Raw genomic sequence first — 14,215 nt, forward strand, 5'->3', positions numbered from 1 at the left:
GCGGGCGGCCGGCCGCCCCGCGCCGCCCCGCCCCGGTCGCGGCGGCCCCCCTCGGCAGAACGCTCGTCACCCGCCCGGTCAGTCGCCGTCCCGGCTGATCGGCATCGGGTTGGCCGCCAGACTCTTGGATTTCGGCCGGCCCGGTGGGGTCAGGAACAGGGCTATGAACGCGGCGAACAGCGAGATCGAGCCGGCGAGGGTGAACGCCCCGCCGTGACCCCAGTTGTGCACCACGACGGCTCCCATGCCGGATCCCAGCAGCCCGGACACCAGCTTGGAGCTGTAGACCAGCCCGTAGTTGGAGGCGTTGTTGTTCTCACCGAAGTAGTCCGCCGTCATCGCCGCGAACATCGGGAAGATGGCTCCTCCGCCGAACCCGGAGATGCTGGAGAAGATCAGGAACAGCGGGAGGTTCTCGATGTTGGCGGACCAAAGGATTCCGTACTGCGACAGCCCGAGGACGACACAGACGAAGATCAGACACCGCTTTCGGCCGTAGCGGTCGGACAGCCAGCCGATCACCCCTCGGCCGGTGCCGTTGACGATGGCCTTCAGTGACATGGCCGTTGCGACGATTCCGCCGGCGAAGCCGGCCTCCTTGCCGATGTCGACCTGGAAGGCGATGCCGAAGATGTTCACGCCCGAGGTGCACAGCAGGCAGAACCACATCAGCGCGACCCGCCCGGTCTGCCAGGCCTCCTTGGGGGTGTACTGCCGTACGGCGGGCGGGTTCATCGCCAGCGCGCGGCGGGCCCGGGGGTCGTCCGGCGGCCGCAGCGGGTCGACGTCGGCCGGCCACCAGTTCTTCGGCGGGTCCTGGAAGAAGTAGCCGGCCACCGCCACGGTCGCGGCGAGGAAGACACCGACCGCGACGAGCACCCAGCGGAAGTTCGTCAGATCCATGTAGCCCGTGAAGAGGAAGACGAACGGCACGGAACCATAGGCGAAACCGCCGTTGACGAAGCCGGTCTTGCCTCCCTTGCGTTCCGGATACCACTTGCCGACCATGTTCACGCAGGTCGCGTAGACCATGCCGGCGCCCATACCGCTGAACATGCCGAACCCGATGTACGCGACGATCACATGCGGCGCGAACGCGAGGGACACATACCCCAGCAGTGTGCCGACCGCGCCGAACATCATCGCCCAGCGGGCGGGCAGTTTGCCGCTCTCCCTGAGCTTTCCGGCGGGGAAGGCCACCGCCGCCTGGAAGAACACCCACACACCGAGCATCCAGAAGATGTGCCCGCTGTTCCAGCTGTGTGCGATGTGCAGTGTGTCCTCGGCCGACGCGAACGCGTACTCGGCCGAGCTGATGCCCATCATGCCGATCCACGGCAGGATGACCATCCACTTGCGCTTACGGCCCATGATGTCGATATCGGTCTCGCCGAGGCGGTACACGCGGCCGTTGCGGTCCGTCACCTCCCTGAAGGCGACGGGTGTCGAGATGTCGGTGGCAGTCATGTCGGTTTGCACCCCTTGCGTCGAAAGAGCTGGCCAGCGCCCCCTGTCCAATACCTTTCGCACTCGCTCGGGAGGGGTCAGCTCATCGGCCGCCCCCCAACAGACCGGCCGCACGGGCCCATCGGTACTTGGCTCCGAGCGCCGCCACCGGCTTCTCCGTCGTGTAGGGGTACGCCACGACACCCCGCTCGAAGAGGTACTGGCACGCCTCCTCCACCTCGACGTCACCGGCGAGCGATGCCACGACCGGCTTCTCGATGCCCCGGGCGCGGAACTCCTCGACCACCCGCGCCGTGAGTTCTGCGAACACCATCGGCGGTGTGACGATGGTGTGCCAGTAGCCGAGGACGAGCGCGTGGATCCGCGGATCCTCGAGCCCCAGCCGGATGGTGGCCTCGTACGTCGAGGGCGGCTCACCGCCCGTGATGTCGATCGGGTTCCCGGCCGCGCCGAACGGCGGGATGAACGCCTTGAAGGCCGCGTCCAGATCGTCCGGTATCTCCATCAGCCGCAGGCCGTTGTCGACGATGGCGTCGGACAGGAGCACCCCCGAACCGCCGGCACCCGTGATGATCACGACGTTGTCGCCGGTCGGCGTCGGCAGTACCGGCAGCGCCCGCGCGTACTCCAGCATCTCGTTCAGCCCGGGCGCGCGGATCACACCCGACTGCCGCAGGATGTCGTCGTACACCGCGTCGTCGCCCGCGAGGGCGCCCGTGTGGGAGCCGGCCGCCTTCGCGCCCGCCGCCGTACGTCCCGCCTTGAGGACCACGACCGGCTTCTTCGGCACGGTCGCCCGCGCGGCCTCGACGAAGGCCCGGCCGTCCTTGAGGTCCTCCAGGTGCATGGCGATGCAATCGGTGTTGGGGTCCTCGCCGAACCACGTGAGCAGGTCGTCCTCGTCGAGGTCGGACTTGTTGCCCAGCCCGACGATCGCGGACACACCGGTCTTCGTGGTCCGGGCGAAGCCCAGGATCGCCATGCCGATGCCGCCGGACTGGGACGTCAGCGCCACCCCGCCCTTGACGTCGTACGGCGTGCAGAAGGTGGCGCAGAGGTCCTGCCAGGTCGAGTAGTAGCCGTAGATGTTGGGGCCCAGCAAGCGGATGCCATGGCGTTCGGCGATCTCCACGATCTCCGCCTGGAGCTCGTGTTCACCGGTCTCGGCGAACCCGGAGGGAATCAGCACGGCATTCGGGATGCCCTTGCGTCCGACCTCTTCGAGCGCGGACGCGACGAACTTCGCGGGGATCGCGAATATCGCCACATCGGGCTCACCCGGCACGTCCATCACGCTCTTGTACGCCTTGCGGCCCTGGATGTCATCGGCCTTGGGGTTCACCGGATGGATTTCGCCCGAGAAACCGCCGTCGATCAGATTCCGCATGACCGAATTGCCGATCTTGCCCTGCTCGTTGGACGCACCGATCACCGTGACCGACTGCGGCTTCATCAGCCGCCCCATCGACGTCAGGATCTCCTCGCGGCTGTACTTGCGGCGCTCCACCGGCTGTTCGTCGGCGAGGATCACCCGGATGTCCGCGGCCACCGCCCCGTCCGGCGTCGCGATCACCGGGTTGAGGTCGACCTCCGCGATCTCCGGGAAGTCGCTGACCAGTTGGGAGACCCGGCGGATCTGTTCCGCCAGCGCCCACCGGTCCACCGCCGGCGCGCCGCGCACACCTCGCAGGATCTCGGCGGCGCGGATCGAGTCCAGCATCGACGTCGCCTCGTCCGCCGTCACCGGCGCCAGCCGGAACGTCACGTCCTTGAGCACCTCGACCAGCACGCCGCCCAGCCCGAAGGCGACGACCTTGCCGAACGTCGGGTCGGTGACCGCGCCGACGATGACCTCCTGGCCGGGCGGCAGCATCTGCTGCACCTGCACACCGTCGATGCGCGCGTCCGGCGCGTACGCCTTAACGTTCTCCACGATCTTGCAGAAGGCCGCACGCACCTCGGCCGCGCCCCGCACACCGACGACGACTCCGCCGGCATCGGTCTTGTGCAGGATGTCGGGGGAGACGATCTTCAGGACCACCTTGCCGCCGAGCCGGTCCGCGTACAGCACCGCCTCGTCCACGTCCCGCGCCAGCGCCTCGCCCGGCACGGCGATCCCGTACGCGTCGGCGACCGTCTTGCCCTCCGGAGCCGTGAGCGCGCCGCGCCCCTCGGCCCGTACGGTCTCGAGCAGCGCCCGGACCGCTTCCTTGCCCTCGTCGTGAGCTGTCGTCACTACTAGATCACTCCACTCGTCTTCAGCAGCCGCAGCTCTTCGTCGCCGAGGCCCAGCTCGCCGACGTACACCTCTTCGTTGTGCTCGCCGAGCAGTGGCGAGGTGACCACGTCCACCGGGGAGTCCGACAGCTTCAGCGGACTGCCGACCGTGGTGAACGAACCGCGCTGCGGATGCGCCACCTCGACGACCATCTCGTTCGCGACCAGCGAGGCGTCCTCGATGATCTCCCTGGTGGACAGAATCGGACCGCACGGGATGTTGTGGGCGTTCAGCCGCTCCAGCACCTCCCACTTCGGAAGCGTCGAGGACCACTCCTCGATCAGCTGGAACATCTTCGACAGCTTCGGCAGCCGCGCCTCCGGCGTCGACCACTCCGGGTCCTCGGCGAGTTCCGGCCGGCCGATCAGCTCCGACACGGGCCGCCAGCCCACCGGCTGGACGATGACGTACACGTAGTCGTTCGGACCGCCGGGCGCGCACTTGACCGCCCAGCCGGGCTGTCCGCCGCCGGACGCGTTGCCGCTGCGCGGCACTTCGTCGGCCTCGGCCGTGTCCTGGGCGTTCGGGTACTCCGCGAGCGGACCGTGGGCGAGCCGCTGCTGGTCCCGCAACTTCACCCGGCACAGGTTCAACACGGCGTGCTGCATCGCGACGTTGACCCGCTGTCCGCGGCCGGTGGACTCGCGCTGGAACAGCGCGGCGAGGATGCCGGCGACCGCGTGGACGCCGGTGCCCGAGTCGCCGATCTGCGCGCCGGTCGCCAGCGGTGGGCCCTCCTCGAAGCCGGTGGTCGACATCGAGCCGCCCATGGCCTGCGCCACGACCTCGTACGCCTTGAAGTTGGTGTACGGCCCGTCGCCGAAGCCCTTGATGGAGGCGTAGACGATCCGCGGGTTGATCTCCCGGATCCTGTCCCAGGTGAACCCCATCCGGTCCACCGCTCCGGGGCCGAAGTTCTCGACCATCACATCGCTGCGCCGGATGAGCTCGGTGAGGATCTCCTTGCCGCGCTCCGTCTTGGTGTTGAGCGTGATGCTCCGCTTGTTGCAGTTGAGCATCGTGAAGTAGAGCGAGTCGACGTCCGGCAGGTCGCGGAGCTGCTTGCGGGTGATGTCGCCGCTCGGCGCCTCCAGCTTCACCACGTCGGCGCCGAGCCAGCCCAGCAGCTGGGTCGCCGAGGGACCGGACTGGACATGTGTCATGTCGAGGACGCGCACGCCCTCAAGAGCCTTGGTCATGAGGGGGCTCCTCTACTTGTACATGGTCTGGTTCATGGTTCCGGGGGCGTACGCGTCGGGGTCCACCCAGACATTGATCAGCGACGGCAGTCCGGACTCACGGGCGCGGCGCAGCGCCGGCGCGATGTCGGCCGGGTCGCGTACCTCTTCGCCGTAACCGCCGAGCATCTGGGCGAACTTGTCGTAGTGGACGTCGCCGAGGGTGTTGCCGACCCGCTCGCGTTCCAGTCCGTACTTCTGCGCCTGGCCGTAACGGATCTGGTTCATCGAGGAGTTGTTGCCGACGATCCCGACGAAGGGCAGGTTGTAGCGGACGAGGGTCTCGAAGTCCCAGCCGGTGAGCGAGAACGCGCCGTCACCGAACAGCGCCACGACCTCCTTGTCGGGGCGTGCCTTCTTGGCCGCGAGCACGAAGGGGACACCGACACCGAGCGTGCCGAGCGGCCCCGGGTCCATCCAATGGCCGGGCGACTTGGGCTGCACGACCTGCCCGGAGAAGGTGACGATGTCACCGCCGTCGCCGATGTAGATCGAGTCCTCGGTGAGGAAGTCGTTGATCTCGCTGACCAGTCGGTACGGGTGGATGGGGGAGGCGTCCGACTTCAGCTGCGGCAACCGCTTCTCCAGTGCGGACTGCTCGGCCGCACGCAGTTCCTCCATCCAGGCCTTGCGCTTGACTGCGCCGCCGTTGAGCCGTCCCGTGACCGATTCGGCGACGGACTTCAGGATCAGTCCGGCGTCGCCCACGATGCCGAGGTCGATGTCCCGGTTCTTGCCGACCGTGCGGTAGTCCAGGTCGATCTGCACGACCGTCGCGTTCGGCGAGAGCCGCTTGCCGTACCCCATGCGGAAGTCGAAGGGTGTGCCGACGATGACGATGACGTCGGCGTTGGAGAACGCGTACCGCCGGGACAGCTGGAAGTGGTGCGGGTCCCCGGGCGGCAGTGTGCCGCGGCCGGCGCCGTTCATGTAGGCGGGCACGTTGAGAGTGCGGACGAGCTCGACGGCCGCGTCGGTGGCGCGTGTCGTCCACACCTGGCTGCCCAGGAGGATGGCCGGCTTCTCCGCGTGCACCAGCAGATCGGCGAGCTTCTCCACCGCCTCGGGGTCACCGGCCTGGCGCGTCGAGGCACGGTACTGACCGGCCTTGGGCACCCGCGCCTTCTCCACCGGCACCTGGGCGTCCAGCACGTCGCGCGGTATCTCCAGGAAGGAGGGGCCCGGCGCTCCGTGGAAGCACTCACGGAAGGCCATCGAGACCATGTCGGCGGCACGCGCCGTGTCCGGCACGGTCGCGGCGAACTTGGTGATCGGCGTCATCATGTCGACGTGCGGCAGGTCCTGGAGCGAGCCCATCTTGTGCTGGGTGTGCGCCCCCTGACCGCCGATGAGCAGCATGGGGGACTCGGCGCGGAAGGCGTTGGCGACACCGGTGACCGCGTCGGTGGTGCCGGGGCCGGCCGTCACCACGGCGCAGCCGGGCTTGCCGGTGATACGGGCGTACCCGTCGGCGGCGTGCGCGGCCACCTGTTCGTGGCGTACATCGACGACTTCGATGCCCTCGTCGACACAGCCGTCGTAGATGTCGATGATGTGGCCGCCGCACAGCGTGTAGATGACCTCGACGCCCTCGGCCTTGAGAGCCTTGGCGACCAGATGACCACCTGAGATGAGTTCCGGGTTGTTGCCGCTGTTGTCATCGGGCATGGCGAAGTCCTGTCCCTTCGTAGGGGAGTCGGTCGGCGTCCCAGTACATTGCATACAGTCGACGAATACTGTATGAAGCTTGTTATCCCGCATCCGGTGGGTGGTGTCCAGGGGGCGTGCGGCACTTTCACTCGTGAAATCGATGCAGTAGGGGTTGGCATGGATCTGTACGAGCACCAAGCAAGGGATCTGTTCGCGGACTACGGCATCCCGGTGCCGGATGCCGAAACCGCGGACACGGCGCGGGAGGCACGAGAGGCCGCCGAACGGCTCGGCGGGCGGGTCGTCGTGAAGGCCCAGGTGAAGACCGGTGGCCGCGGCAAGGCCGGCGGGGTCAAGCTCGCCACCGACGCGGCCGCGGCAGAAGTGACGGCCCGCCAGATCCTCGGTATGGACATCAAGGGCCACACCGTCCGCACGGTGATGCTGGCCCAACCCGTCGACATCGAGGCCGAGTTCTACGTCTCCTACGTCCTCGACCGCGCGGCCGGCACCTTCCTCGCCATCGCGTCCGCCGAGGGCGGCATGGACATCGAGGAGGTCGCCGCCACCCGCCCGGAGGCCGTCGCCCGTATCCCCGTCGACCCCGAGCGCGGAGTCACCGCGGCCGACGCCTCCGAGATCGCCTCGGCCGCCGGACTGCCCCCCGAGAGCGCATCCGTCCTCACGAGTCTGTGGCAGGTCCTCGTCCGCGAGGACGCGCTGCTCGTCGAGGTCAACCCCCTGGTACGCACCACCGACGGCACGATCCTCGCGCTCGACGGCAAGGTCACCCTGGATGACAACGCCCGGTTCCGACAGGCCCGTTGGGGCGCTTCCGAAGACGACCCGCACGGCGAACCGCTGGAGGCCGCAGCAGCGGCCAAGGGCCTCAACTACGTCAAACTCGACGGCGAGGTCGGCATCATCGGCAACGGCGCGGGTCTCGTCATGTCCACCCTCGACGTCGTCGCCGGCTGCGGCGCCCGGCCCGCCAACTTCCTCGACATCGGCGGCGGAGCATCGGCCCAGGTCATGGCCGACGGCCTGTCCGTCATCCTGTCCGATGGGGCCGTGAGCAGCGTCCTGGTGAACGTCTTCGGCGGTATCACCGCCTGCGACGCCGTCGCCGACGGCATCGTCCAGGCCTTGGAGACGGTGACTCTCACCAAGCCGCTCGTCGTGCGGCTCGACGGCAACAACGCCGCCCGCGGCCGCGCCATCCTCGACGACCGGGCCCATCCCCTCGTCCGGCAGGCCACCACCATGGACGACGCCGCCCAGCAGGCGGCCGACCTCGCCAACGCGCACTGAGAGGACACGACATGGCCATCTTCCTCACCAAGGAGAGCAAGGTCCTCGTCCAGGGCATGACCGGATCCGAGGGCATGAAGCACACCCGGCGCATGCTGGCGTCCGGCACCGACATCGTGGCCGGCGTCAACCCGCGCAAGGCGGGCACGGTCGTCGACCTCGACGACCGCGCCGTCCCGGTGCACGGCACCGTGCGCCAGGCCGTCGATGCCACCGGCGCCGATGTCAGCGTCGTGTTCGTGCCGCCGCCGTTCGCCAAGGCGGCCGTGATCGAGGCCGCCGACGCCGGGATCGCCCTCGTCGTGGTCATCACCGAAGGCATCCCCGTCCACGACTCGGTCGCTTTCCACGCCTACGCCAGGCAGCGCGGCACCCGCGTGGTCGGCCCCAACTGCCCCGGACTCATCAGCCCCGGACAGTCCAACGCCGGCATCATCCCCGCCGACATCGCCACCGAGCCGGGCCGCATCGGACTCGTCTCCAAGTCCGGCACGCTCACCTACCAACTCATGTACGAGCTGCGGGACATCGGCTTCTCCTCCGCGGTCGGCATCGGTGGTGACCCCGTCGTGGGCACCACCCACATCGACTGCCTGGCCGCCTTCGAGAACGACCCGGACACCGAACTGATCGTGCTCATCGGGGAGATCGGCGGAGACGCGGAGGAGCGAGCCGCTGCGTACATCGCCGAGCACGTCACCAAGCCCGTGGTCGGCTACATCGCAGGCTTCACCGCTCCGGAGGGCAAGACGATGGGGCATGCGGGCGCCATCGTCTCCGGCTCCTCCGGCACGGCCCTGGCCAAGAAGCAGGCACTCGAAGCCGCCGGCGTACACGTCGGAGCCACCCCGACCGAGACCTCACGGCTCGTCATCGACCGCCTCGAGCAGTCACGTTGACGCCGACGCCGCCGGCCCGGTCTTCCGAAGCCGTCGACGCCCAGGTCACCGAGGCCGCGTGTGTGCCACCGCACGCGGCCCCCTGCCCGGCCCCTCCCGCCCCCTTCCGAGCGGAGACCACCCTCATGGCACCCACCCTCACCGCACCCACTCCCGCCCCCGCACTCGCCCTGAAGCCCGGTACCGCCTGGCAGGACGCCTGGCAGCGCTGCCTGACCACCGCCCCGGAGGCCTTCCGGCACGACCGGGTGCTGAACCTGTGGGCGGCCGGCTGGAAGCACGACGGCAACCCGCTGCCCGCCACCAGCCCGGTGGACGGCAGCCCGATCACCGGCCCGCCGCGGCTCGACGCGGCGACGGCCCAGCAGGCGGTGCGAGCCTCGCTGGACCAGCACCGCGCCTGGCGGCACGTGCCGGTCGCCGAACGCCGGGCCCGGGTCTCGGCCGCCCTCGACGCGCTGACGGAACACCGTGAACTGCTCGCCCTGCTGCTGGTCTGGGAGATCGGCAAGCCGTGGCGGCTCGCCCAGGCCGACGTCGACCGTGCGATCGACGGAGTGCGCTGGTACGTCGACGGCATCGAACCCATGCTGACCGGCCGCAGCCCGCTCGCCGGCCCGGTCTCCAACATCGCCAGCTGGAACTACCCGATGTCCGTCCTCGTCCACGCCATGCTCGTCCAGGCCCTGGCGGGCAACGCGGTCATCGCCAAGACCCCGACCGACGGCGGACTCGCCTGCCTCACCCTGGCCTCCGCGCTCGCCGCCCGGGAAGGGCTGCCCATCACCCTGGTCAGCGGCAGCGGCGGCCAGCTCTCGGAAGCGCTCGTGCGCTCACCGGAGATCGGCTGCGTCTCCTTCGTCGGCGGCCGCGACACCGGCGCCGACATCGCCACCGCCGTCGCCGACCTCGGCAAGCGCCACATCCTCGAACAGGAGGGCCTCAACGCCTGGGGTATCTGGAACTACAGCGACTGGGACGCCCTCACCGCGGTCGTCCCGAAACTCTTCGACTACGGCAAGCAACGCTGCACCGCCTACCCGCGGTTCGTGGTCCAGCGGGAACTGTTCGCGGACTTCCTCGCGGCCTACCTCCCCGCCGTACGGTCCATCCGTACGGGCCACCCCCTGGCCGTGGAGAACCCCTCCGCCCCGCTGCCGGCGCTGGACTTCGGTCCACTGATCAACGCGGCCAAGGCCAAGGAACTCGGCGACCAGGTGACCGAGGCCATCGGGCGGGGCGCCGTACCGCTGCACCGGGGAACGCTGGACGAGGGTGCGTTCCTGCCCGGCCAGGACACCTCCGCCTATCTGCCCCCGGTCACACTCCTGGGGCCGCCGCCCTCCTCCCCTCTCCACCACGCCGAACCCTTCGGCCCGGTCGACACGATCGTCCTCGTCGACACCGAGGCGGAGCTGCTCGCGGCGATGAACGCCTCCAACGGCGCGCTGGTCGCCACCCTGTCGACCGACGACCCGCAGACCTTCGACCGTCTGGCGCCGCAGATCCGGGCGTTCAAGACGGGCCACGGAAAGCCCCGTTCGCGAGGCGACCGCGACGAACTGTTCGGCGGCTTCGGCGCGTCCTGGCGGGGCGCCTTCGTCGGCGGCGAGCTGCTCGTCCGGGCGGTCACCGACGGACCGGTGGGGGAGCGGCTGCCGGGCAACTTCCCCGACCACCATCTGATGCCCTGACCACCCCGTATGTGACGTACGCCCTGTGAGGTCCTAGCCGATCCCCTGGCGGTCGGGCCGGAGTGCGAACTCCCGCTCGGCCGCCTCGGGGAAGGCCCCTGCCACCGCCTGCGCCATCAGCTCCCGGTGCCGCAGCAGCGGCTCCCTGCGCTCGGGCGACGTGAGCAGCAGCAGATCGTCGAGGGCGGCCATCAGCCGCCGGGTCACCTGCGGACTGCCGGTGGACGCGCCACGGATCTCGGTCAGCCCCAGATCCACCAGATCGGTCCAGCCGGGCACCTGCTGCACCAACCGCACCGCACCCTTGGCGTCGCGGTGGTACGCCGTGCCGAGCGGCTGGCGGGCCATGACGGAGAGCAGCAGGACGATCCGGTCCAGACACTGCACGGCCGTCGTCGGGTCGTTCACCGCCGGCGACAGCGCACGCAGCGCGATGTCCGAGAGCTGCCGCAGCCCGAATCCGATGTCCTGAGACGTCGCCCGCTCCGTCCCGACGGACGCCGTGAGTCCCACGGCCTTCAGCTCCCTGCCCGCCTCACCGTGCACGGCCAGCACGGGAGTCCCGGGAACGACGTAGTCGCCGACCCGCGGAATGAGGCGCAGGACGATGCCGTTTCGCCGGGCGACCCGGACGAGCCAGGCCACGTTCACATCCCTCAGCACACCGGGCCGCCCGTGGTAGGAGATGCGGGCGCTCTCGGCGGGAATGTCGACGGCGTCCTTCCCGCCGGTCGGCTGCCGAACCACCTCCCGCAACGACTCCCGCGCGATGCGGTCGGCCACCGGCCCCACCTGCATCAGGCGCAGCGTCGAACTCACGTACGCGATGAAGAGAATCAGGCTCAGCCCCACCAGGAACAGGGTCAACGCGCTCTGGACGAAGGGGACGGACGTGACGAGCCTGGGATCGGACTCGCTCTCGTACGACGTCAGCACGAGCAACGAGAACAGGAATGTCCCCAGGAACACGGTCAGCGTCGCCTTGCTGATCCGGCTCCGTACGAAGATCCGCACGACACGGGGAGTGAGCTGCCCGCTCGCCATCTGCACAGCCACCAGCGAGATACTGAACACGACACCGATGAAGGTCATCATCGCGGAACTGATGGTTGTGACGATGGTCTTCAGATCGTCGGTGATCGACGTGAAGTCGGCCACCACCTGGAACTCCCCCGCGTCCTGGAGATACCGGACGAGCGCGGAGTCCAACTCCGAGACGGCCGCCCACAGGACGACGGAGCCGATCAGTCCCAGGGTGGGGGCGAACCACAAGGTGTCACGGAGATGCTCGCGCAGGGGTGCGAGGAAGCGGGGGCGGCGGTAGCTGGTGCGATCATTCACGAAGCCGAAGGTAGCGTCACGAAGAGCGGTCGTGCGGATACACGCTGTGCGAGGGCGAGGCGCTCTCGGCGACCTCGAAAAAATATTTCGGCGAGGTTTGAACGCCGCGGAACTCTCGCGCGTATAGAGCGCAGCGCTTCTTATCAACCGGTCCAGCAGTGAAGCCCTGGGAGTTCCCGTGAGACGCATGACGCGAAGACGTCCAAAAGGTGCACAGCGTGCGACTGTCGCCGCCGTGGCACTGATTCTGGGAGGGGGCGGCCTCATCGGGTTCGGATCCTTCGCCTCTGCCGGTGAAGGAAGCTCGTCCGGCCAGGACGGGACGCTGACCGCCGGCGCCTCCACCATCGAATGTCCCGAGGTCGCCAACGCACTGCCGGGAGTTCCGGTCGAGGCGCGGACCGAGGTCGACCGTGAACTGGCTCTGATGGACAGCCAGATCACCGAGGCGTACCAGAAGTTCGCCGAGCAGAAGGAACAGATCGAGCGTGACCCGCAGTTGGCGGAGAACGCGATTCTCAATCCTCTGAAGGACAAGCGTCGCGCGAGCATCGACCGGATCGCGATCGCGATCGGGCGAGGCGGTGAGAAGCGGCAGGGCCTGGACGAACTCGCTCCCTGTTCGCTGCGTGATGACGGCAACGACCAGGGCGACGGCCAGAACGAGGGGGACAACCAGGGGGGCAACGACCAGGGTCAGGGCCAGGACGGCGGTCAGGACCAGGGCAACGACCAGGGCCAGGGTGACGGCGGGCAGGACGGCGGCCAGGGCAACGGCGGTCAGGGCAACGGCGGCCAGGTCGGCAACGGGCCCGAGGCGAGCGACTTCGTCGACATCCAGTCCGTCCAGCCGAACGTCAAGGCACCCCGGGTGGGCAATGACGCCTCCACCGGCTCCTTCGCGACCGACTGCGGTGTGAACGAGAACGGCAAGTTCAATCCGGACAACGTCATCGTCGCCCCCGGTGTCGCCAATGGCGCGCACCATATGCACGACTACGTCGGCAACCAGGCGAACGACGCTTTCGCGAGCGACGACGATCTCGCCAATGGCGACACCACCTGCCGGAACCAGGGTGACAAGTCGACCTATTACTGGCCGGTGCTGCGTCTGCAGAACGGCCAGAACGAGAACGACGCCAATGCGGACGGCGGCGGCAAGGACCAGAACGTCGGTGAGATCCAGCGGCCTTCCGAGGTCACGCTGAACTTCGTCGGCAGCCCGGTGGGCAAGGTCACCGCGATGCCGCGCTTCCTGCGCATCATCACCGGTGACGCCAAGGCACTGACCAATGGTGACAAGAATGCCAACGCCTCCTGGAGCTGCACCGGATTCGAGGACCGTCAGCTGAGGGACAAGTACCCGATCTGCCCCGAGGGCAGCAAGGTCGTGCGGTCCTTCAAGTTCCAGAGCTGCTGGGACGGTCAGAACATCGACAGCGCCAACCACCGCACCCACGTGTCATTCGCGAACGAGAACGGCGAGTGCGGTGACGGCTTCCGGGCGATTCCCCAGCTGGTGCAGCGGATCGTCTACGACGTGCCGCCCGGCCCCGGCTTCGCCCTCGACTCCTTCCCCGAGCAACTGCACAAGCCGATCACGGACCACGGCGACTTCATCAACGTCTTCGACGAGAAGCTGATGAACGACCTCGTGGACTGCATCAACAACGGCCGCAAGTGCGGTCCGGGCGAGGTCGCCCCGAAGCCGGACGAGACGAAGGCTCCCGCGCCGGACGAGACGAAGGCGCCCGAGCCCAGCGGTTCGGTCGAAGCGCCTCCCGCCCCCGAAGAGACGGACAAGCCGGACGAGGGCGGTGCCGCCCCGAAGCCCGACGAGGCGACCGGCCCCGACGAGGCGCCCGCCGCGCCGGGCAAGCCGGCAGAGCAGAACGAGGAGCAGAACCCCGCGGCGACGCCCCCGGCCGGCGAAACCGCCCCGGGAGCGGCAGAGCCCGAGGCCGACGTGCCCGCGGAGCCGAAGCAGCAGGTACTGAAGGCGGCCACCCAGGAAGTGACCCCGCCGAGGGCGTACAACACCCCGGCCTCAGTGGCCAATGCGGCGGCCCCGCAGGGCGGCCTCGCCGACACGGGCGCCCGCATGTGGCCGCTCGCGGCCGGCGCGCTCCTCCTGGTGGCCGGAGTGGTACTCCTGCGGGTACGCGGCAGAGGAGGAAACGCGCGTCACCTCTGAGCCCCGACGCGGCGGGCTGATCAGGCGGCCGCCGCCGAGGAGCTGAAGGACACCGGCTCGCACCACCGTGACGGTGGCCGAACGGGTCGTGCTCGTCCAGGCACTGCCCGAGCCGATCACCTATCCCAACGGGGACCGGTGCC

9 protein-coding genes are annotated in these 14,215 nt (G+C 68.9%); 4 read left to right on the forward strand and 5 right to left on the reverse strand.

Annotated features, from left to right (window positions below; genetic code table 11):
- Positions 1-78: 78 nt before the first annotated feature.
- The 4 genes from ABTX78_RS35650 to ABTX78_RS35665 all read right to left on the reverse strand — a co-directional run bounded on the left by ABTX78_RS35650 (position 79) and on the right by ABTX78_RS35665 (position 6,651).
- Positions 79-1,467, reverse strand: a complete 1,389-nt coding sequence (locus ABTX78_RS35650) for an OFA family MFS transporter (protein WP_352210904.1) — start codon at positions 1,465-1,467, stop codon at positions 79-81.
- Between the two features lie 82 nt (positions 1,468-1,549).
- Positions 1,550-3,703, reverse strand: a complete 2,154-nt coding sequence (locus ABTX78_RS35655) for an acetate--CoA ligase family protein (RefSeq protein ID WP_352210905.1) — start codon at positions 3,701-3,703, stop codon at positions 1,550-1,552.
- A gap of 2 nt (positions 3,704-3,705) precedes the next feature.
- Positions 3,706-4,944 (reverse strand): formyl-CoA transferase, encoded by a 1,239-nt coding sequence (gene frc, locus ABTX78_RS35660; protein ID WP_352210906.1) that lies wholly within the window; start codon positions 4,942-4,944, stop codon positions 3,706-3,708.
- 12 nt (positions 4,945-4,956) lie between these two features.
- Positions 4,957-6,651, reverse strand: coding sequence for a thiamine pyrophosphate-binding protein (locus tag ABTX78_RS35665; RefSeq protein WP_352210907.1), 1,695 nt, complete (start codon positions 6,649-6,651; stop codon positions 4,957-4,959).
- Positions 6,652-6,810: 159 nt separating this feature from the next.
- Between ABTX78_RS35665 and sucC the strand changes: the two genes are divergently transcribed.
- The 3 genes from sucC to ABTX78_RS35680 all read left to right on the forward strand — a co-directional run bounded on the left by sucC (position 6,811) and on the right by ABTX78_RS35680 (position 10,537).
- The gene (gene sucC / locus ABTX78_RS35670; protein ID WP_352210908.1) at positions 6,811-7,944 is read left to right on the forward strand and encodes an ADP-forming succinate--CoA ligase subunit beta; all 1,134 of its coding nucleotides are present in this window, start codon (positions 6,811-6,813) and stop codon (positions 7,942-7,944) included.
- Positions 7,945-7,955: 11 nt separating this feature from the next.
- Positions 7,956-8,843: a succinate--CoA ligase subunit alpha gene (sucD, locus tag ABTX78_RS35675; RefSeq protein WP_352210909.1), complete on the forward strand. Its 888-nt coding sequence runs from the start codon at positions 7,956-7,958 to the stop codon at positions 8,841-8,843.
- A 125-nt stretch (positions 8,844-8,968) separates the two neighbouring features.
- Positions 8,969-10,537, forward strand: coding sequence for an aldehyde dehydrogenase family protein (locus ABTX78_RS35680; protein WP_352210910.1), 1,569 nt, complete (start codon positions 8,969-8,971; stop codon positions 10,535-10,537).
- Positions 10,538-10,570: 33 nt separating this feature from the next.
- On the opposite strand, the gene ABTX78_RS35685 is transcribed toward ABTX78_RS35680, so the two are convergent.
- A complete protein-coding gene (locus ABTX78_RS35685; protein ID WP_352210911.1) occupies positions 10,571-11,878 on the reverse strand; it encodes a DUF2254 domain-containing protein in 1,308 nt (435 codons plus the stop codon).
- Positions 11,879-12,113: 235 nt separating this feature from the next.
- Here ABTX78_RS35685 and ABTX78_RS35690 point away from each other — a divergent pair, with 235 nt between their 5' ends.
- Positions 12,114-14,072, forward strand: a complete 1,959-nt coding sequence (locus ABTX78_RS35690; RefSeq protein WP_352210912.1) for a DUF1996 domain-containing protein — start codon at positions 12,114-12,116, stop codon at positions 14,070-14,072.
- Positions 14,073-14,215 lie beyond the last annotated feature (143 nt).

It is taken from the genome of Streptomyces sp. NPDC096193, from assembly GCF_040302905.1.
Classification (GTDB): Bacteria; Actinomycetota; Actinomycetes; order Streptomycetales; family Streptomycetaceae; genus Streptomyces.